Genomic DNA, 18,430 nt, shown 5'->3' on the forward strand with positions numbered 1-18,430 from the left:
GGACCGCTGAGCCACTTGAGTTGGAGATTGCTCAAGATCTCCCAGATGTCTGTAGTCGACATGGTCGCCCAGCCACATCGCGTAAGCCGATCCGCGAACACTTTTTCGAAACGCGACGTCACCCGCGTTCCCCGCGCCAAGGTCTCGCTCGGGGTACGTCGGAGCATTTGGGGCCGTGCTCGACTGTGCTGGTAGGTAAGTGGCCGGTGTGTGACCGGTGTGAACGTTACGGTAGGTGGTGCCGTCGTATTGCGTCCGTTCTCATGAAGGCTATGGCCGCCAATTTGGCTGTGGTGGTGGTATTGGTCGTAGCCGCATGGGCTGGGTTGAAAGCCAGCGATTCGTTGGTTTTGCCGATGGTGTTAATGGTTGTCCCCGGTTCATTTCCTGTCGGACTGGTAATAGCGGTGCTACTGCTCAAGCAGGGAACCGAGCCGGTGGAATTTCGTCCGATAGACGATGAGAAGTTCGCTTACGTGGCGGCCCACCCGGACTTTCGCGCAGCTGCGGAGTCTATGCGCGGTGCGACGTAAGTTCGACGATAGTCCGACGAGGAAGATCCGTGTCACATATGTAACCAGCAGGGTGTTGTCGGTGGCGAGTGAGATTCCCGTCACACGATGCAACCGCTGTCTGTCTTCGTGCGTCCAATCCTGTGGACGTGATTTCTATCGGATCGAGGCTTCATGGACGACTGGTCGGCGCCCACCCGGGCTGAGAACGATGCGTTGCGTGCGCAGATCGATTCGATGCTCGACACGTTCAACACGGAGAAGGCCGTCTTGCTCGACGCCCAGTCCCATGCCACGGAACTGGTGAGCGTGTGGTCGGCCGACGGGTTGGTTCGGGTGTCCGGGACGATCGCGGGTGTGTCAGAGGTCCACATCTCGGCCGATGCGTTCAAGAAGACGACCCCGGAATCGTTGGGTAGCTCGGTGACCGAGGCCATCTCGGAGTTGTCGCGGCGAACCGCGCAGACCCAGCAGCAGGCATTGGGCCCGTTGAGTGGGTCGATGCCGGACCTGTCGGACCTGGTCCCGGGTGCGCCGAGCATGAAAGACCTGATCGCGCAGTTGACCCCGCCACCGCCGCCACTGCCCGAACCGGTCGTGGAAGCACCCGAGCGGCTTGTTGATGACACCGACGATGACGAGGGTGACTACTTCCGCAACCGGACCTATCTGCGATGAGTTCAGTCAACGTCGATCCCGAAGCGCTGCGCAACACCCAACCCGGGTTCGTCGCGGTCGCGTCCACGATCACGACCGCTGCTCAAGCGCTGGCCGCAGTTATCGCGGCCGAGGGTGAGTGTTGGGGTGGTGACGAGATCGGTGCCGCGTTCGCCAAGAACTACACCCCCGGTGTCGACCCGGGTCAGAAAGCGGTGACGGGGTTGGCCACGATCATGACCCAGTTGGGGCAGAACATGGTCACTGTCGCCGAGACCTTCGACAACCAGGACACCACCCAGGCCGGTGCTCTCGGTCAGGTAGCGGGTTCGTTGTAGATGGGTATCGAGATCCCCGACGAACTCCAATGGGTCGCGAAATACATTCTCGGAGCCGGTGATTGGCCCGACGGTGACGAAACCGCGATGCGCCGTGTCGCTGACGGGTGGACCGCGATGGCCACCACTCTCAATACCGTCGACGACGACGCCGCGAAAGTGTTGAACGTGGTGTTGTCGGCGATCTCCGAGGGTGAAACCCATACCTCGATCCAGACGTTGCGTGACAAACTCCTCGCTGGTGATCAGGCCACCTTTACCGCGGTGCGGAAGTGGTGTGAGAAGCAGGCGGAGCTGCTCGAAGATGGTGCCAACGATATCGAGCACACCAAGCTCGTGATCATCGGCACGATGATCGTGACCGCGGTCGAGATCCTCGCGACCGCGTGGACCGGTGTCGGATTGATCGCCTCCGCGGCCGCGCGGATCGCGGGCCAGATCGCGGTCCGGATCGCGGTCCGTCAACTCATCGCTCGCATGCTCACCCGGGGTGCGGCCAAAGCCGCGGGCCGGATGGCGTTGTGGGGTGCGGTGTTCGAAGCGGCCGAAGAAGGCGGTGTCGATCTCGCGGCCCGGTTGATCCAGGTCTCCAACGGTGATCGCACCGGCGACAAGTTCGGGTTGGCCGATCTGGGGTTGGCGACCCTGGGTGGTGCTGTCGGTGGCGCGGTCGGTGGTGTGTTGGGCGGTGGGACCGGCGCTCTCGGTGACGCCGCATCCTCAGCCGTGGGCAAGGCTGCGAGCAAAGTCGTTGGTGGTGCGGTCACCGAACTGGGTGCTGATGTCTCGGCTCAGGTCGCTGCTGCTGGTGTCGGTGCGGCGTTCATGGATCGGGAATTCCAACTCGATATCGGTGTCGATACCTTCACCAGTGCGGGCGCGGGTGGTGTGCACAGCGCGATCGATTCCAGTGTTCATGGTGCGGGTTCCACAGCTCCTACAGTTCCCGAGTTGGGCAGTACCGTTCCCGGTGCGACGTCCCCTGCGGGAACCGGTGCACCGTCAGAGGGCGGGAATCAGTCGCCGGCCGACAACGGCAGCCCTGCTGATGGCGCCCATACCGCCCCAGCTGGGGCCGAGACCGGCAGCCCAACGGCCGCCGCCCCGACTACTCCCGCCGCGACAGATACCGGCTCGCCGACTACCCCCGCATCCACTGGTGAACCCAGCGCGGACAGTGGGGCAGCGACCTCGCCCCAGAACAGTGCACCCGAAACCCCTTCGACGGGCGAGCCATCCAGCGCTACACCGAACAGCAACGGCGCGAACGGAACTCCGATACCGGGCGACTCCGCTGCGCCGAATACCGACGGCAACGGTGTGGGAGGTACGTCAAACGGTAGCGACACTTCTGCCCCATCGCCCACCTCGAATGGGGCGGCATCCCCGGAGTCTCAGCCCGGTGACTCTTCGCCGGCGAGCCCGAACACCAACACACCCACCGAAACGCCATCGACCGGCGACACCACACCGCAGATCCCGAACGGCACCGGATCCACCGCAATACCAACCCAGGGCGACCCCCCGGCATCTGCCGCCAACGGCACCGACACATCGACACCGACCAGCAACCCTGTGTCGACCAGCCCGACCACCGAAACCCCCAGCAACCCGCCCTCCGGCGATCCTGCGTCTTCACCCAGTTCGCCGGTCAACACGACCTCGTCGCTGGATCTTCCCTCACAAGAATCCCCACTCCAGTCGAGCACTCCGACAGACAACGCTCCTGCGAATACTGGGACTGAACAACAGAATCCGACCGCAACACCGCCGAGCGACACGGCGCTGCCGGGCGCCACCTCGTCGAGCCCTCAGACAGCAACACCACCGCCGACGCCGCCCGCAACACCGGAATCGACGCCTCAGCAACCAGCCACGTCGATTCCCGCTGCCACCAACCCGACGCCCTCCACCACGTCACCTCCGTCAATACCCACGAACAGCCCCGACGCCAGCCGCCCCACCACCACGGACACCTCAACTGCTGCCGCCACAACGACTCTGGCCCCGCCAACCGGAACCTCTACGCCTGCAACAGTTGTCACCCCGCCTCCCACGACCACGCCGCCGCCACCGCTATTCGTCCAGGGCACGTCGTCGCCCCGAACGACCTCGCCGCCACCCCCGACAGTCGCGACTACAACCCAGGCAGTCGCGCCCACTGTTTCCCCGACGGCGCCGTCGAATAGCCAGACCACGACTCCCGCGACGACGCCTTTCGAAACACACACGGCTTCTGACACCGGCAGTCATCCGGGTTCAACCCCCACCCAGGCAACACCGCAAAACGCTACGCCGACTACAACGCCGACGCCGACGACGAACCAACTCCCCGATCCCGGCTACAGCCCTGACGCCCGTCCACTACGCGAAGCTCTGCGTAACCAACCGTCACACGACGGCCGGACAACCACCGTCGGTACGAACCAAAATCCTTCTCAACCGCGCCCCTCCTACCGAATTCGCCGCTTCCAGGTCGGCAACCGTTGGGTCTCGGTAGCCACCATCCGTGCCTACATCCCCAACATGCATCTGATGACCCCGGCGGAACTGAGCCAGGAGATCGAATTCGCCCAGCACGCAGTCGATTCCGCGTTCAATCACGTCCAAGACCTCCTCAGTGGGGACCAGTTCCTGGTCGATCTCGAACTGACCACTGACCCGAATGCCGCTGACCTGCAACTGAACTTGCAGCAACACGCATTCGACCTGGCAAACGATCTGCGTGCCCACATGGGCTTGCCGCGCAGCGCGCCGGATACTCCACTGAGTCCGGATGACCTCCGCGCGATCAGCAACGACATTGCCCGAGCCAATACGCCGGCCCGGTTCACCAACCCGTCCGACAGTCGAGTAATGGCTCCGTTCCGTCTCGAACCCGTTGAGCAGGCGTCCCACCAGAATCGGGTCGAGGACCAGCTCCGTAACGGCAACCAATTCACGGTCGGTGCAGACCCTCGCACCCATCCGTACGGCCAATCCGTCAACGATGGCGGACCGACGCGAGGCGGGCGACGAAACAACTGTCTCGATTGTTCGTTGTCCGCGCTTTCGTCGTTCTACGGCGTTCCTCAGGTGTCCGCGCCTCGTTGGCCGGACGCTCTTTCCGACGGGAGTCGCGATAATGAGAGTGGCGAGGAGGGCGGCACTGCACGGGCGGCAGCGTGGCTCGGCGGAACATCCTATCATTTTGCGGGTCTGCCGATTCCTGCGCAGTTCCAGGCGCTCCACGACCACATAGCGTCGTTGGGGCCAGGGTCCTCCGCTCTGGTAATCAACACCTGGCAGGCCTTCGACAACCAAGGCAATCCGAAGTTCAACCAGGATGGTTCGCCGGAGACCGACGGCGCGCACGCGACAGTTATCGTGTATCCGCCGGGTGCGAGTGGCCCCGTATGGTGGGATCCGCAATCCGGCCAAACATTTGACTCACCGCCTCCCACCATGGTCGCGGGATCGATGGCGTTGGGCTTCTTCCCAGTCGATGCCAATGGAGGGACACCACATGCCGGAACAAGTTCACACACTGGAACAGGCCCAACAACTGCTGGCCAAGGTCTTTGGCCCGAATCGGGATTTTCGAACGATCGAGACCAGACACGGTTGGGTGGGTCGGGGAGTCCTGACGGAGGAAGAAGTCTCCCAGGGGATGGGACTAGGGCAGGGGAACTACGTTCTGAACAAGCACACCGGGGTGATAACAGCGCACCGGAGCCTGCCGCCCCATCTGATCGGGGAGGAATTCGACCAGGCGATCGAAACGGGCCAACCGATCCAGGGCGGCCAGGTATATCCACCACTCCGTCGAATCCACCTGCTGAAGACCTTCGAGGACCCACAGACGGTCCAGTATCAAGTCCACGTGACCGACCTGGATCAACCGAACAACCCGGGGACAACCGAGCTGATCACGATCAACAAGGAAACCCTGTACTTCCATCCGAGCGGGGGCACGCTCTCGGAAGCGACGGCTTGGGCCGAGATGCTCAGCCGGACAACGGGATCCTGGCCGATGGAGGAAACGATCGAGCGGTAACGAGTACCCCTGACTCCACCCCGTCGACTTCTGCGCCCGCAACCGCCACGCTACCGCCGCCCGCGTCGGCACCGTCGGTCAACTCGACCTCTGCCTCACCTACCTCGGCCCAGCCTGCCTACACCCCGCAGGAACTCACCAACGCGGACCAAGCCCGCCATGCCAGAGAATCTCTGCGCGCTCGCACCCCAGAAAACAACCAGTCGGTCCGAGTGAGTCCATACGGCGGCCGCCAATACCAGGTGGCGCGGTATCCGAACGCGCTCGGCCAACCCGTCCAGGTCATGCGTATCACCGCGCACATCACCAGCAACCCGGACCTACCGCCGGCCGTCCGCGATGCGATTGCCGACAACGCCCAACGAACCATCGACCACAACCTGAACCAGGGCAACCAATTTGCCAACGGCGACTGGGTAATGGTCGACGTCGTTCCCGCCACCAACCCGAACGATGCCGACCTCCACCTGGACCTCAGCACCACCCCCACCACCGAACTAGCCGACACCGTCCGCCAACACCTCGGCCTCCCACCGCAAAACACCCCCGGCCTCACCCCCAACGACATCCGACAACTCGCCGCCGACATCGACCGCGCGACCATGACCGGCGCGCACCAGCCTTCATGGGCTGATCAGCACGCCACAACCCCAGAAACTCCCGTCGACACCGACCCCACCGTCGACCTCGACGAAATCCACAACAACCACGCCGAACAAACCCCCGCCGGCATCTCCCACCACCGCGGCGACCCCACCATGGGCGACCTTCCCCACCGAGTCCCCGCCGACCCCAACCGCTTCACCGCCGACACCCACATAACCCCCGACGGCCATGCCGTTGTCGGCGGACAAACCCTCACCCCCGAGCAATACGGCGACCTGATCCGACGCTCCGACTGGGACGGCGTAACTCCGATCCGCCTCATCGGCTGCGACGCTTCCACCAACGGCTTCGCCGGCCGCCTCGCCCAACACTTGGGCGTAGAAGTCCTGGCTCCGACCCAAGCCGCCTGGACCGATGCCAGCGGAAACGTCTTCAGTTCCAGTGCAGTAACCAACTCCGACGGTTCCCGCAGCCCACGAGTGCCACCCGACGGGCAGTGGCAATCCCACCACGCAGGCGGCACAACAACAGCCCACAGCACCACTCAACCCACCACTTACGACACCGGTTCCGCCCGTGACCGTAGTGCCCCGCATAGCCCCTCACCCCGCGGCGACCAACAGCAATCCTCCGATGGCGCCAACTCGGATTCGGCCTCGTCGGCCGATGACATCGCCGACGTCCTAACCGCCGCAGGCCGACCAGATCTGGCGGACCTTCTCCATGAGCTGCTCCAGCGTGAGGCGAACAATGGCAACGTCGGAGGACTCGACGGATGGCTGAGTGAAACCGAGACCCGCACCAACGACCCAGACCAAGTACTCGACAAGGCTGCTGAACTCACTGAGCTGGATCGCCTCTCACGGGAAATTGCGGATGATCCCGAGATGCGGGTCCGCTTCAACCCCGGCGAACACGGCGGAGGCCGGTCGTTCGACATACTCGTGGAACGCACTGCCAACGGCGAGACGGCCGTAGAGCGGCGTGTCGAGGTCGAACGTATGAAAGATGTCCCGACCGCACACACTCAAATGGTAGGCAAAGCAACACACGGAGCTGATAAGGCGGAGACTCCCACTCCTGGCCGTGTGCCGACCGCCGAGACGACGGTGGTCATTCCAACTCCGCCGGAACAGGGTCACACTGTCACAGGCGCGAACAATGAGAAGAGGTTCCACCCGAACGGGTTGGATTATGACGTCTATGCAGGCGGAATTCATCGACAAACGAGAAACCTACTCGACGATCTGGCCACGGGGTTCAACCGAAACGAGTCGAAAGTACATAAGTATTTGCCTAACCTGGACGCAGTCAACATCGTCGACGAGCACGGCAATCTTCTCGGGCGAATAGTACGTGGAACCAATGGATGGGAAAGGGATAATTCGTGACTGCCTACACTGGATATCGACCACATGGTGAGAACCTCGCGTTCACGCTGGATTTTTCTGACGACATCGCTAGTTCAGAGCAGCTTTTTGCCCACACCATTCGGGCCCTCGATCATCTCTCGGCTGTCGCACGTCCAACGCGGGCCGACTTGTGGCTCGGTTGCGCTTTCGACGGTACATGGCTCGAAACCGACGATCCGGAACCGTCAGAGGCATACTGGGAAGTTTTGGAGCGCGACGTTCCAGCGGCGACCGCATTCCCTCCGGTAGGTCCGCCCGCTACGACTAAGCGCGTCCACGAGATAACCGGCGAATCGATGCGAACAATCTATCGGCAGGCACTGTCAAGTGCAACGTGCCCTGATGGCTATTTCGTAATGTTCAAGGGTATTTGGCCGGACGGATATGAAACACGTATCGTGGATGTTGACGAATCTGCTGCGGGCGGCCAGCTTCCCGTGACACTTTGGGATCGAGATCTCGTCCTGAGTACTGATTCCAGGACAGACGGCACCACATGGCTGACCCCCCTGTCAGACGACTTTCCCGCGCTTCCCCCGGTGACCTTCCGGATCGACTATGACATCGCTCCCAACCTCACGCTGGCGGTCAACTGGTCGCGGTGGATGGAAAAAGGCACTGGTGAACACGAATTGCTGCAGTCCGCAGTTTCCGCACTGATAGCCGACGGCTGGAAGTCGAACCTCACTCCGACGTTTTTCACAGTTGATCCTTGATAACATTCACGGCTCGTGCAACTATGTTTCCTGAGTAATGCCACATTTCCCTGACTGGCGGCGGTGGGCTTACGTGAAGACCGTGGCGACTTCCACCGAGGGGAGATGGCTGGGTTCATCGAGGTGGTGAGGGCTTGCGCGAAGAACGTAGCGATGTAGTCGTCAGTCCAGAGCTTGTGGGGGCGGTCAACGACTCCCTGAGCAAGCTCCCCCCGGCCGCGGTGCTCGAGCTGTTCAGATCGCTGTCCATTGCTTCTTGGGATTTGCCTGGCTTCCTCGCGAATCACACCACAGGTGCCGTCTACGACTGGAATGCGTTCACCTCGGTCGCTGGTGAGGTCGGCGGGACGTGGTGGGAGCGGCAGCCTGGGGAGAACATCCTGTTCGAGGTCCGGGGCGGCGTGGCCTATGACATCTCCGACTTCGCTGACGGGAGACGTCCATGACGTCGGAAGAAGTGCCCAATCGGGTGCGGGACATCTTCGTCGCGACCTTGACCACGACCCACATCGCCGCATTCCCGGACCCACTGCCGCTGGGGGTCCGGATAGGGTTGGTCGCACCAGAAGGCTCATCGCGCGAGCGGATTCGCGTCCGCGCCGAACACGACGAGACCGGCTACTTTCTCGACTTCTACAAAGAGGGGAACGACGGGGAAACCTCTTCGCATTGCCGGATTCGTGAGGATGGCTCGATCACGCCGCTGGAAAATCTCATCTTGGTGCACCCACACTTCGGCGATCCCGAACAGGCCAGGCAAGAGCGGGAGCGCCGTGGCGCCCACAACAAGCGGGTCAAGGAGATCCTGCAGGCGAAGAATCTATTCTTCTGAATCAGTGAAACCATACAGTCATGACGTCGGAAGAGATGGTGCCAGCTCGGGTGCGGGACATCTTCGTCACAACTCTGAAGCCGGGGACGACCCACATCGCCGCGCTCCCTGATCCACTGCCGATGGGGATCGGGATCGGGTTGATCGCACCAGAAGGGTCGGCCCGCGAGCGGATTGTCGTCCGCGCCGAGCACGACGAGACCGGATACTTCCTTGACTTCTACAAAGAGGGAAACGACGGGGAAACCTCCTCTCACTACCGGATTCGTGAGGATGGCTCGGTTACGCCGCTGGAGAATCTCATCTTGGTGCACCGGCACTTCGACGATCCCGAACAGGCCCGGCAGGAGCGGAATCGCGTCGGCGCGCACAACAAGCGGGTCAGGGAGATCCTTCGGGCGAAGGATCTGTTCTTCTGAATCAGAGAGTCCATACGGTCATGACCGTCGGAAGAAATGGTGCTCGGTCCGATGCGGGACATCTTCGTCACGGCCCTGGCGCCCCAGACGACCCACATCGCCGCATTCCGGATCCGCTCGCGGAGGGGGTTCGGCGTCGATGAGTCGGTGCCGTTTCAGTTCATGTCGAGGATGAGTCGGTGGTGTTCCCTGTGCGGGTTTTGAGCCATTCCGTGATTCGTCGTAGGCGTTGCGGGGCGACGATGCCGAGTATGAGCAGGGTGAACGGGAAGCCGAAGAGGGCGGTGGGGATCAGGTACAGCAGATCCGCTGTGGCAGACAAGGGGCTGTGGAAGGCGTAGGAGTTTGCGCCGATGGCGATCAGTCGTGGTCGGGCCGTTACTGTTTCGCCGGTCTGCACGCCGTAGAGGCGAATTGTGCTGTTGTCGGCGATTACTCGGCCTTCGCCTGGATCGCCACGGCCGGCGCTGAAACTCGAAGACCCCTTGGTGACGACGACCTGCTGGGGTGTTCCGTAGCCGAGCCAGTAGGCGGCGACATTGATCGGTTGGCTGGCGAAGAACAGCGTCGCCGAACCGAGGCAGAGTCCGAAGGTGGCGAGCAGTAGGTAGATCAGGAATGCTGAGCGCTTCGGTGAATCTTGCTGCGACACTGGCTGGTTCGCGAACTCAGCCGCGGATCAGTTTGGCGACCGTGCCGATGGACAGCTTCGGCGCCTCGACCTCGACCTCGGCGTGCGGGTCGACAACCTTCGTGTGGGGGATGTCGGCTTCCGGGTCGGCGAAGGTCGCGTACTTCTTGTCGGCGAGGAGCGTGGCGAGGAGGTAGCCGGTGACCAGGGCGCGGGTGGCTTTGTCGGTTTTGTGTTCGTAGCGGCCTGCGCCGAGGGCGGCGAAGAGGCGGCGGCCTTCGATGATGCCGTTGTGGGTGGCGCCGTCGATGGTGCGCAGGATCGAGGGGCCCGACCAGGCGGTGGCGAGGGGGCGGGCGTTGGAGCTGACCGAGTCGAGGTCGTCGCCGGTCAGGATCAGGCCGGGAGTGTCGAGTTCGGGGGCGATGTTCTCCGCGGCGGGGGAGGTGGGAGCGGGGAAGAGTGCGACGACCGCGGCTACGCGGCGTTGAGCTGCGGCGATCACGGCGGCGCCGGCTCCCATGCCGTGGCCGGCGAGGGCGAGGCGGTCAGGGTGGACGCTGATGGTGCCGTCACCGAGGCGGACCTTGCTGACGATGTCGAGCGTGGTGAGCAAGTCGGTGCCGAGGTCCAGATGTGACGGGATCGGGCCGCGTTCGGTGTCGGGCGCGGCGACCACGAAACCCCACGACGCGATGTGTTCCAGCAGGCTCTTGTAGTTCTCGGCGCTGGTCAGCCAGCCGTGCGCGAACGCGACAGCGGGCAGGTTCAGCCCGGACTCGGGCGTGTACACCACACCCGGCTGACCTGCGATCCCCAGATTTCCGCGCAGGACCCGGTGGGGACCGCGTACGGACAGGGCGCTCATGAGCGATTTCGCAGACACCGACACGGCCAGAAGACTATCCGATCAGTAGGGTGGGGGACCATGTGCGGAATCGTGGGGTACGTCGGATACCGGGATGCGCTGGGCGTTGTCGTCGACGCGCTGCGGCGCATGGAGTATCGCGGATACGACTCCGCGGGGGTCGCGATCCTCGACGGAAACGGTGCTCTCGCGGTCGAACGCAAGGCCGGGCGGCTGGCCAATCTGGAGGCCGAACTGGGCGAGACGGGGACCGAGCGGTTCGCCGGGTCGACCGGGATGGGACACACCCGCTGGGCCACCCACGGTGCGCCGACCGACCGCAACGCCCACCCGCATCGCGACATTTCCGGCAAGCTCGCCGTGGTCCACAACGGCATCATCGAGAACTTCGCGCCGCTGCGCCGCGAGCTCGAGGACGTGGGCGTTGAGCTGCTCAGCGACACCGATACCGAGGTCGCGGTGCATCTGGTGTCGCGCGCCTACGCCGCGGGCCCCACCGCGGGAGACTTCACCGCGAGCGCGCTGTCCGTGGTGCAGCGGCTCGAGGGCGCGTTCACGCTGGTGTTCACCCATGCCGACCATCCCGGCACGATCGTGGCGGCTCGTCGGTCGACGCCGCTGGTAGTGGGGGTCGGCGAGGGCGAGATGTTCATCGCCTCCGATGTCACCGCGTTCATCGAGCACACGCGCGAGGCGGTCGAACTCGGTCAGGACCAGGCCGTGGTGATCACCAAGGACGGGTACACGGTCACCGACTTCGCGGGCAATACCGAGGGCGTGGTCAGCCGGCCGTTCACCATCGACTGGGACCTCGCCGCCGCCGAGAAGGGCGGCCACGACTACTTCATGCTCAAGGAGATCGAGGAGCAGCCGACCGCCGTCGCCGACACCCTGATGGGGCATTTCGTCGTCGACGAGAAGGGCGGCCGGATCGTCCTCGACGAACAGCGCCTCGCCGACCAGGAGCTGCGCGAGTTCGACAAGGTGTTCGTCGTCGCGTGTGGCAGTTCGTATCACGCGGGGCTGCTCGCCAAGTACGCGATCGAGCACTGGACGCGAGTGCCCGTGGAGGTGGAGCTCGCGAGCGAATTCCGTTACCGCGACCCGGTTCTCGACCGGTCGACACTGGTCGTTGCGATCTCGCAGTCCGGTGAGACCGCGGACACCCTGGAAGCAGTGCGGCACGCCAAGGAGCAGAAGGCGCGTGTGCTCGCCATCTGCAACACCAACGGGGCGCAGATTCCGCGCGAATCCGACGCGGTGATCTACACGCGGACCGGGCCCGAGATCGGCGTCGCGTCGACCAAGGCGTTCCTGGCGCAGGTGGCCGCCAATTACCTGGTGGGTCTGGCCCTGGCCCAGGCGCGCGGGACCAAGTACCCCGACGAGGTGGCTCGCGAGTTCGCCGAGCTCGAGTCGATGCCGAAGCTGATCGCGCGGGTGCTCGAGACGGCGCCGCAGGTGCGGGCCATCGCGCGCGAGCTGGCGCACGTGCCGACGGTGCTGTTCCTTGGTCGCCACGTGGGCTACCCGGTGGCGCTGGAAGGTGCGCTCAAGCTCAAGGAACTGGCCTACATGCACGCTGAAGGGTTCGCCGCGGGTGAGCTCAAGCACGGGCCGATCGCGCTGATCGAAGAAGGTCTGCCGGTGATCATCGTGATGCCGTCGCCGAAGGGGCGCGCGGTGCTGCATTCCAAGCTGCTCAGCAACATTCGCGAGATCCAGGCACGCGGGGCCCGCACCATCGTGATCGCCGAAGAGGGCGACGACACCGTGCGCCCGTTCGCCGACGACCTGATCGAGATCCCCGCCGCGCCGACCCTCTACCAGCCGTTGCTGTCCACGGTGCCGCTGCAGATCTTCGCCGCCGAGGTGGCGCAAACGCTGGGCTACGACGTAGATAAGCCGCGCAACCTGGCCAAGTCGGTCACCGTCGAATAGAGCCCCACACATATCGACGGGACCGCCGGGGGCGCGAACTCGAGCGCGCCAGCGCTCCTAAGACACAGTGATGCTGCCGCGCATGTCGGGGTGCAGGGTGCACATGTAGCGGTACGTGCCGGGCTGGGTGAAGGTGTAGGACCACTCGCCCTTGTCGATGATCGGGCTGTTGAGGCCCATCGCCTTGTCACCGATGCCCTGCACATTGTGCGGGACCTTGTCGGAGAACTTCCAGGTCACCGTCTCGCCGACCTTGATGGTGGCGTCGGCGGGGGCGTACTTCATAACGTCGACCTCGACCGTGAGGTTGGTCGGTGCGTGCTGTTGGGCGGTCGTGGTGGCGACCGGGCGGGGTTTGCGGGTTGTGGTGGTGGCGGCGTTTCCCGAGTCGCCGGAACAGCCGGCGGAGAACAGGGCGGCGGCCACGACGAATCCGGCGACAAACCGGGCGGATGCGGCGCGGTGACGAACCATCGACATGGGTGTGGAGCGTAGTCTGCGATCGACCCCGGGCCGGTCGGCGGCCCGTTCGGGTGGCTGGGAGGCGACTATGTCGGATCGGCGTGGCTACTACACCGTCGACGAGGTTCGGGCGGCCGAAGCCGAGCTGTTCACGCGGGTGCCTGCGGGGATGCCGATGCGACGCGCCGCCTTCGGGCTGGCTGGGGTAGTCGCCGGCGAATTGCGGTCGCGGACTGGGGGAGTGGCCGGTCGGGCGGTGGGTTTGCTTGTGGGGTCCGGTGACAACGGTGGGGATGCGTTGTGGGCGGGGGCTTTTCTGCGGCGGCGGGGGGTTCGGGTGTCGGCCGTTCTGCTGAATCCTGAACGGGCGCATCCGGAGGGGCTTGCCGCGTTGCGGGCGGCTGGGGGGCGGGTGGTCGATCGGCTCGACTCTGTCGACCTGGTGGTCGATGGGATCGTGGGGATCTCCGGGCGGGGGGCGTTGCGGTCTTTTGCTGCGGAAATGGTTGCGGGCGTCGATGTTCCGATCATCGCGGTTGATCTGCCGAGTGGGGTCGATCCTGATACCGGGGCGGTGGACGGGCCCGCGGTGACGGCGGAGGTGACGGTTGCGTTCGGGGCCCATAAGCCGGTGCATGCGTTGGCTGTGCCGCGGTGTGGGCGGATTGTGTTGGTGCCGATCGGGTTACGGCTTCCGGAGGCTGGGTTGGTGCAGCTCGATCCGGGCGCGGTGGGGGCTGGGTGGCCTGTTCCGGGGCCCGCTGACGATAAATACAGCCAGGGGGTGCTGGGGGTTTGTGCTGGGAGTGCGAAGTATCCAGGGGCGGGGGTGTTGTGCGCGGGGGGAGCGGTGGCGGCTACGTCGGGGATGGTTCGGTATGTGGGGTCCGATGCCGAGGTGTCGGCGAGGTTTCCCGAAGTTGTCGCCAGTTCGTCGATTTCGGAGACCGGGCGGGTGCAGGCCTGGGTTTTCGGGCCGGGCGGTGGAACTGATGCGGGAGCTCGGGACCGGTTGGCCGAGGTGTTGGCCACCGAGCTGCCGGTGCTTGTCGATGCCGATGGGTTGACGATTCTCGCCGGGGAACCGGCGTTGGTTCGCGAGCGTTCGGCGCCGACGGTGCTCACTCCGCATGCCGGCGAATTCGCGCGGCTCACCGGTGCGGCTCCGGGGGCGGACCGGGTGGCGGCGGTGCGCAGGTTGGCGCAGGAATGGCAGGTGACGGTGTTGCTCAAGGGGCGGGCGACGGTTGTCGCGGCTCCGGGGGAGGCGACGTTCGTCAACGACGCGGGCGGGGATTGGGCTGCTACGCCGGGTTCGGGGGATGTGTTGTCGGGGATTGTCGGGGCGTTGCTCGCTGCGGGGCGTGAACCGGGGTGGGCTGCTGCCGCGGGGGCTCGGGTGCATGCTTTGGCGGCGAATCTCGCTGCTCATGAGGGCCAGGATGCCGGGGCGCCCATTTCCGCGACGCCTCTGCTCGGTCATGTTCGGGAGGCTGTGCGGGTGTTGCGGGAGATGGGTGGGAGCGCAGCGCAGGGGTGGTAGTCCCGGCGATGCGCCCCAGGTCGCGTGAATTCTCGTGACCCTGGCACGATCGGGGGTGTGAATGCGCAAGTGGAGACGGTCGTCGACTTGGACGCCATTGCTCATAACGTGCGGGTGTTGCGGGAGTACGCGCAAGGCGCTGCTGTGATGGTGGTGGTCAAGGCTGACGGGTACAACCATGGGGCTGTTGAGGTGGCCCGGGCCGCGTTGGGGGCGGGGGCTCGCGAGCTGGGGGTGACGACTGTCGGGGAGGGGCTGGCGCTGCGGGCGGCGGGGATCACCGCGCCGATTCTCTGCTGGCTCAATACCGTTGATGCCGATTACGCGGCGGCTGTCGCGGGGGATCTCGAGATCGGGGTGTCTTCGCTGGCGCAGTTGCGGGCGGTGGAGCGGGCGGCGGTGGCGGTGGGGCAGACCGCGACGGTGACGCTGAAGGTGGATACCGGGCTCAATCGCAATGGGGTGTCGGTAACGGAGTATCCGCAGGTCCTGCAGGCCTTGCGCGGGCTTGTCGACGGGCAGGTGGTGCGGTTTCGGGCGATCTTCTCCCACCTCGCGCACGCAGACGAGCCGGGCCATCCGATGCTGGACCGCCAGCGGGAACGGTTCGTCGAAGCGATCGCGTCGGCCAAGGAGCACGGCCTCGAACCCGAACTAGTGCATCTGTCGAATTCGGCGGCCACACTGACCAGGCCGGATCTGCATTTCGACATGGTTCGCCCCGGCATCTCGGTGTACGGGCACTCGCCCATCCCGGAACTCGGTCAGTTCGGTCTGAAGCCTGCGATGACGTTCCAGGCGGAGGTCGCGCTGGTGAAGAAGGTGGCGGCGGGGGAGGGTGTGTCGTACGGGCATCGGTGGACCGCCCCGCGCGACACCACGATCGCGCTGGTACCGGCGGGGTATGCCGACGGTGTATTCCGGTCGCTCAGTGGTCGTTTCGAGGTGTGGTTGGGCGGGGCGCGACACCGTAATGTCGGGCGGGTGTGCATGGACCAGTTCATGGTTGACCTCGGCGACAACGCGGGTGGCGTGCGGGAAGGCGACCGTGCGGTGCTGTTCGGTGGCGGCGCGGGACAGCCACACGCGCTCGACTGGGCGCGGGCGCTGGACACCATCGACTACGAGGTCGTCTGCGCGCCGCGTGGTCGCGTGGTCCGCCGCTACGTGGGCACCGGCCGATGACCCGGCGCACGGTGATCCGCCGTAGCGGCATCGCGACCGCGGGGCTGCTCGCGGGACTCGCCATCGCCCACACCCTGCGCCAGATCGGCGCGCGCGTGATGTGGCCCGCCGAACGCGACGAATATCGCGACGAGAACTTCGCTCTGATCGACACCGACGATCCGGGCATGGTGCTCGCCGACGACGGTGTGTCGCTGGCCACCCGTACCGTCGGCGACGACTCCGCCGAGTTCACGGTCGTTTTCGTGCACGGATTCTGCAACAGCATGGAGTCCTTCCACTTCCAGCGCCGTGATCTCGCGCGGCAGTGGGGTTCGCGGATCCGGATGGTGTTCTTCGATCTGCGCGGGCACGGGCGTTCCGGCACGCCGAGTACCAGCAGCTGCACGGTCGCCCAGCTCGGCCGCGACCTCGCCACCGTCATCCGGGAGTGCGCGCCCACGGGGCCGGTGGTGCTGGTGGGGCATTCGCTCGGCGGGATGGCGGTGCTCGCGGCGGCCGCGCAGTTCCCCGAGCTGTTCGCGGCGCGGGTACGCGCGGTCGGCCTGTTCAGCACGGCGGCCGCGGAGGTGACCGCGACCGGGATCTCGCAATTGATTCGCCATCCCGCGGTCGACGGCTTCCGGCTGGCGGTGCGGACGGCGCCGGCGCTGGTGCAGTTCAGCCGCAGCGCGAGCAAGCAGGTGGTGACGCCGATCCTGCACGTCAGCTCGTTCCACGGGCAGGTAAGTCCCACATTGTCGCGATTCACCACCATGATGATCGACCGCACGCCGGTCGGCACCATCGAGAAATTCCTGAAAGCGATTGAGCTGCATGATGAATCGGCCGCGCTGGCGGTCCTCGGCGAAACGCCGGTGCTGATTCTCGGCGGCGCGCACGACGTGGTGATCCCGTTCCGGAACTCCCGCGCACTGGCGGCCGCGCTGGCGAGCAGCGAACTGGTCCGGGTGCGTGAGGCGGCGCACATGCCGCATCTGCAGTTCCCAGAGGTGAGCCTGGCCGCACTCGACCGGCTGCTGGCGCGCGCGGGGATCACTGCGCGTGGCGAGGAGGCCGTCGGTGGCTGAACAACGCGTCCTGGAGACCGTCGAGGACACCGAAGCGTTCGGTCGCGAGCTGGCTGCCACCCTGCGACCGGGCGACCTGGTCGTGCTCGACGGTCCGCTCGGGGCCGGAAAAACGGCGCTGACCAGGGGTATCGCCGCTGGTCTCGGTGTCGCGGGCCGGGTCAGCTCGCCGACGTTCATCATCGCGCGAGCGCACAAGGCCGGGGTGCGGCCGGACGGCACGCCCGGGGTGGCGATGGTTCATGTCGACGCCTATCGCCTCGCCGGCGATCTCGACGAACTCGACGCCCTCGACCTCGACACCGACCTGCACCACGCGGTCGTCGTCGTGGAATGGGGCAAGGGGGTGGTCGAACACCTCGCCGACCGTCATCTGCACGTGCAACTCGCCCGGGAGCCGGAATCCGATGTGCGCACGGCGATCTGGGAATGGATCGAATAACGCGCGATCACCCGCGCACCGGTGCGCGCCGAGCGGCGAAACCACCCGGTATTGTTGAGACAATCATGCTCGTACTAGCAGTCGACACCGCGACACCCGCCGTTACAGCGGGATTGGTGCACCTGTCACCTGCCGGCGAACCCGGCACCCGGCCCGCCGTGGCGACGCTCGCCGCCCGCGTGAAGGTCGACGCCCGCGCGCACGCCGAGGTCCTCACCCCGCAGATCCTGGAATGTCTGGCCGAGGCGGGGGTGAGTCGCGGCGAGCTCGACGCGGTCGTCGTCGGGCTCGGACCGGGGCCGTTCACCGGACTGCGCGTCGGGATGGCCACCGCCGCCGCCTTCGGCGACGCCCTCGGGTTACCCGTGTACGGGGTGTGCAGCCTGGACGCGATCGCCGCCGACACCGTCGGTGAGCAGCGCGACCCCGGCGAACTGCTGGTGGTCACCGATGCGCGCAGGCGCGAGGTGTACTGGGCCAAGTATCTGAACGGGGCGCGGGTCGCCGGTCCCGAGGTGAACAAGGCTGTCGACGTGCCGGTCGGTGAGGCCGCGGCGGTCGCCGGGTCGGCCGCGCACGTGGATTACTTCGATCTGCCGGTGCTGCCGAGTGAGACGCCCTCGCCTGCCGGGCTGGTCACCGTCGCCGCGCCCGCGCTGCTGGCCGGGGACGTGCCGGAGGCGCTGGTGCCGTTGTATCTGCGTAGGCCCGATGCGGTGGAGAAGAGCTTCCGCACCCTCGACCGGACCGGGGCGTGAGT

At 65.4% G+C, this 18,430-nt stretch carries 22 protein-coding genes and 2 pseudogenes; 17 read left to right on the forward strand and 7 right to left on the reverse strand.

Translation table 11 applies throughout. The features are described from left to right. Window positions 1-272: 272 nt before the first annotated feature. From ACWZHB_RS33050 to ACWZHB_RS33065, 4 genes and pseudogenes are all read left to right on the forward strand, one after another. On the forward strand, window positions 273-533 hold the full coding sequence (locus tag ACWZHB_RS33050; protein WP_427905613.1) for a hypothetical protein: 261 nt from the start codon (window positions 273-275) through the stop codon (window positions 531-533). Between the two features lie 153 nt (window positions 534-686). Then, the gene (locus tag ACWZHB_RS33055; RefSeq protein ID WP_427905614.1) at window positions 687-1,190 is read left to right on the forward strand and encodes a YbaB/EbfC family nucleoid-associated protein; all 504 of its coding nucleotides are present in this window, start codon (window positions 687-689) and stop codon (window positions 1,188-1,190) included. Then, window positions 1,187-1,507, forward strand: a complete 321-nt coding sequence (locus tag ACWZHB_RS33060) for a type VII secretion target (RefSeq protein WP_427905615.1) — start codon at window positions 1,187-1,189, stop codon at window positions 1,505-1,507. Before ACWZHB_RS33055 ends, ACWZHB_RS33060 begins: the two co-directional genes overlap by 4 nt. Before the next feature lie 87 nt (window positions 1,508-1,594). Continuing rightward, window positions 1,595-1,900, forward strand: a pseudogene (locus tag ACWZHB_RS33065) (WXG100-like domain-containing protein); the annotation flags it as partial. Between the two features lie 327 nt (window positions 1,901-2,227). On the opposite strand, the gene ACWZHB_RS33070 reads toward ACWZHB_RS33065, so the two are convergent. The 4 genes from ACWZHB_RS33070 to ACWZHB_RS33085 form a co-directional block, all read right to left on the reverse strand. Next, window positions 2,228-2,425, reverse strand: a complete 198-nt coding sequence (locus ACWZHB_RS33070) for a hypothetical protein (protein ID WP_427909389.1) — start codon at window positions 2,423-2,425, stop codon at window positions 2,228-2,230. Between the two features lie 476 nt (window positions 2,426-2,901). Next, a complete protein-coding gene (locus ACWZHB_RS33075; RefSeq protein WP_427909390.1) occupies window positions 2,902-3,162 on the reverse strand; it encodes a hypothetical protein in 261 nt (86 codons plus the stop codon). 207 nt (window positions 3,163-3,369) lie between these two features. Beyond that, complete coding sequence (locus ACWZHB_RS33080; protein WP_427909391.1) at window positions 3,370-3,750, reverse strand: hypothetical protein; 381 nt, start codon at window positions 3,748-3,750, stop codon at window positions 3,370-3,372. 148 nt (window positions 3,751-3,898) lie between these two features. After that, a complete protein-coding gene (locus ACWZHB_RS33085) occupies window positions 3,899-4,474 on the reverse strand; it encodes a hypothetical protein (protein ID WP_427909392.1) in 576 nt (191 codons plus the stop codon). 63 nt (window positions 4,475-4,537) lie between these two features. Between ACWZHB_RS33085 and ACWZHB_RS33090 the strand changes: the two are divergent. The 7 genes and pseudogenes from ACWZHB_RS33090 to ACWZHB_RS33120 form a co-directional block, all read left to right on the forward strand. Next, a pseudogene (locus ACWZHB_RS33090) lies at window positions 4,538-4,912 on the forward strand (toxin glutamine deamidase domain-containing protein); the annotation flags it as partial. 100 nt (window positions 4,913-5,012) lie between these two features. Continuing rightward, window positions 5,013-5,543, forward strand: a complete 531-nt coding sequence (locus tag ACWZHB_RS33095; RefSeq protein ID WP_427909393.1) for a hypothetical protein — start codon at window positions 5,013-5,015, stop codon at window positions 5,541-5,543. Window positions 5,544-5,827: 284 nt separating this feature from the next. Further along, window positions 5,828-7,540, forward strand: coding sequence for a hypothetical protein (locus ACWZHB_RS33100; protein WP_427909394.1), 1,713 nt, complete (start codon window positions 5,828-5,830; stop codon window positions 7,538-7,540). Then, entirely contained in the window at window positions 7,537-8,277 is a 741-nt protein-coding gene (locus ACWZHB_RS33105) for a hypothetical protein (RefSeq protein WP_427905616.1), read from the forward strand. The genes ACWZHB_RS33100 and ACWZHB_RS33105 overlap by 4 nt, the downstream gene beginning before the upstream one ends. 134 nt (window positions 8,278-8,411) lie before the next feature. Continuing rightward, entirely contained in the window at window positions 8,412-8,723 is a 312-nt protein-coding gene (locus tag ACWZHB_RS33110; RefSeq protein ID WP_427905617.1) for a hypothetical protein, read from the forward strand. Further along, window positions 8,720-9,109: a hypothetical protein gene (locus ACWZHB_RS33115; protein ID WP_427905618.1), complete on the forward strand. Its 390-nt coding sequence runs from the start codon at window positions 8,720-8,722 to the stop codon at window positions 9,107-9,109. Before ACWZHB_RS33110 ends, ACWZHB_RS33115 begins: the two co-directional genes overlap by 4 nt. A 20-nt stretch (window positions 9,110-9,129) precedes the next feature. Further along, window positions 9,130-9,528 (forward strand): hypothetical protein, encoded by a 399-nt coding sequence (locus tag ACWZHB_RS33120; RefSeq protein ID WP_427905619.1) that lies wholly within the window; start codon window positions 9,130-9,132, stop codon window positions 9,526-9,528. A 160-nt stretch (window positions 9,529-9,688) separates the two neighbouring features. Here the strand turns inward: ACWZHB_RS33120 and ACWZHB_RS33125 are convergent, their stop codons facing one another. Together ACWZHB_RS33125 and ACWZHB_RS33130 are read right to left on the reverse strand one after the other, a co-directional pair. Next, complete coding sequence (locus ACWZHB_RS33125) at window positions 9,689-10,180, reverse strand: hypothetical protein (RefSeq protein ID WP_427905620.1); 492 nt, start codon at window positions 10,178-10,180, stop codon at window positions 9,689-9,691. A gap of 16 nt (window positions 10,181-10,196) precedes the next feature. Then, window positions 10,197-11,051 carry an alpha/beta fold hydrolase gene (locus tag ACWZHB_RS33130; RefSeq protein WP_427905621.1) on the reverse strand — a complete coding sequence of 285 codons (855 nt, stop codon included), beginning with the start codon at window positions 11,049-11,051 and terminating at the stop codon, window positions 10,197-10,199. A 36-nt stretch (window positions 11,052-11,087) separates the two neighbouring features. Between ACWZHB_RS33130 and glmS the strand changes: the two genes are divergently transcribed. Continuing rightward, window positions 11,088-12,968 carry a glutamine--fructose-6-phosphate transaminase (isomerizing) gene (gene glmS, locus ACWZHB_RS33135; RefSeq protein WP_427905622.1) on the forward strand — a complete coding sequence of 627 codons (1,881 nt, stop codon included), beginning with the start codon at window positions 11,088-11,090 and terminating at the stop codon, window positions 12,966-12,968. Between the two features lie 57 nt (window positions 12,969-13,025). On the opposite strand, the gene ACWZHB_RS33140 is transcribed toward glmS, so the two are convergent. Continuing rightward, window positions 13,026-13,448 carry a plastocyanin/azurin family copper-binding protein gene (locus tag ACWZHB_RS33140; RefSeq protein WP_427905623.1) on the reverse strand — a complete coding sequence of 141 codons (423 nt, stop codon included), beginning with the start codon at window positions 13,446-13,448 and terminating at the stop codon, window positions 13,026-13,028. A 70-nt stretch (window positions 13,449-13,518) separates the two neighbouring features. Here ACWZHB_RS33140 and ACWZHB_RS33145 point away from each other — a divergent pair, with 70 nt between their 5' ends. The 5 genes from ACWZHB_RS33145 to tsaB all read left to right on the forward strand — a co-directional run bounded on the left by ACWZHB_RS33145 (window position 13,519) and on the right by tsaB (window position 18,428). After that, a complete protein-coding gene (locus ACWZHB_RS33145) occupies window positions 13,519-14,973 on the forward strand; it encodes an NAD(P)H-hydrate dehydratase (RefSeq protein WP_427905624.1) in 1,455 nt (484 codons plus the stop codon). 57 nt (window positions 14,974-15,030) lie between these two features. Next, window positions 15,031-16,158: an alanine racemase gene (gene alr / locus ACWZHB_RS33150; RefSeq protein ID WP_427905625.1), complete on the forward strand. Its 1,128-nt coding sequence runs from the start codon at window positions 15,031-15,033 to the stop codon at window positions 16,156-16,158. Beyond that, entirely contained in the window at window positions 16,155-17,228 is a 1,074-nt protein-coding gene (locus ACWZHB_RS33155) for an alpha/beta fold hydrolase (RefSeq protein WP_427905626.1), read from the forward strand. The genes alr and ACWZHB_RS33155 overlap by 4 nt, the downstream gene beginning before the upstream one ends. Then, a complete protein-coding gene (gene tsaE / locus ACWZHB_RS33160) occupies window positions 17,221-17,670 on the forward strand; it encodes a tRNA (adenosine(37)-N6)-threonylcarbamoyltransferase complex ATPase subunit type 1 TsaE (protein WP_427905627.1) in 450 nt (149 codons plus the stop codon). Before ACWZHB_RS33155 ends, tsaE begins: the two co-directional genes overlap by 8 nt. 65 nt (window positions 17,671-17,735) lie before the next feature. Further along, complete coding sequence (tsaB, locus tag ACWZHB_RS33165) at window positions 17,736-18,428, forward strand: tRNA (adenosine(37)-N6)-threonylcarbamoyltransferase complex dimerization subunit type 1 TsaB (RefSeq protein WP_427905628.1); 693 nt, start codon at window positions 17,736-17,738, stop codon at window positions 18,426-18,428. The last annotated feature ends 2 nt before the right edge of the window (window positions 18,429-18,430 follow it).

The sequence above is a fragment of the Nocardia sp. FBN12 genome, assembly GCF_054031145.1.

Excerpts from the sequence above, each read along its gene's own strand:
- ACWZHB_RS33115 (WP_427905618.1), top strand. The coding sequence starts at position 8,720 with ATGACGTCGGAAGAAGTGCCCAATCGGGTGCGGGACATCTTCGTCGCG.
- ACWZHB_RS33070 (WP_427909389.1), bottom strand. The coding sequence starts at position 2,425 with ATGAACACTGGAATCGATCGCGCTGTGCACACCACCCGCGCCCGCACT.
- ACWZHB_RS33145 (WP_427905624.1), top strand. The coding sequence starts at position 13,519 with ATGTCGGATCGGCGTGGCTACTACACCGTCGACGAGGTTCGGGCGGCC.
- ACWZHB_RS33050 (WP_427905613.1), top strand. The coding sequence starts at position 273 with ATGGCCGCCAATTTGGCTGTGGTGGTGGTATTGGTCGTAGCCGCATGG.
- ACWZHB_RS33060 (WP_427905615.1), top strand. The coding sequence starts at position 1,187 with ATGAGTTCAGTCAACGTCGATCCCGAAGCGCTGCGCAACACCCAACCC.
- glmS (WP_427905622.1), top strand. The coding sequence starts at position 11,088 with ATGTGCGGAATCGTGGGGTACGTCGGATACCGGGATGCGCTGGGCGTT.
- ACWZHB_RS33120 (WP_427905619.1), top strand. The coding sequence starts at position 9,130 with ATGACGTCGGAAGAGATGGTGCCAGCTCGGGTGCGGGACATCTTCGTC.
- ACWZHB_RS33055 (WP_427905614.1), top strand. The coding sequence starts at position 687 with ATGGACGACTGGTCGGCGCCCACCCGGGCTGAGAACGATGCGTTGCGT.
- ACWZHB_RS33100 (WP_427909394.1), top strand. The coding sequence starts at position 5,828 with ATGCGTATCACCGCGCACATCACCAGCAACCCGGACCTACCGCCGGCC.
- ACWZHB_RS33155 (WP_427905626.1), top strand. The coding sequence starts at position 16,155 with ATGACCCGGCGCACGGTGATCCGCCGTAGCGGCATCGCGACCGCGGGG.
- ACWZHB_RS33085 (WP_427909392.1), bottom strand. The coding sequence starts at position 4,474 with ATGGGTGCGAGGGTCTGCACCGACCGTGAATTGGTTGCCGTTACGGAG.
- ACWZHB_RS33140 (WP_427905623.1), bottom strand. The coding sequence starts at position 13,448 with ATGTCGATGGTTCGTCACCGCGCCGCATCCGCCCGGTTTGTCGCCGGA.
- tsaB (WP_427905628.1), top strand. The coding sequence starts at position 17,736 with ATGCTCGTACTAGCAGTCGACACCGCGACACCCGCCGTTACAGCGGGA.
- ACWZHB_RS33095 (WP_427909393.1), top strand. The coding sequence starts at position 5,013 with ATGCCGGAACAAGTTCACACACTGGAACAGGCCCAACAACTGCTGGCC.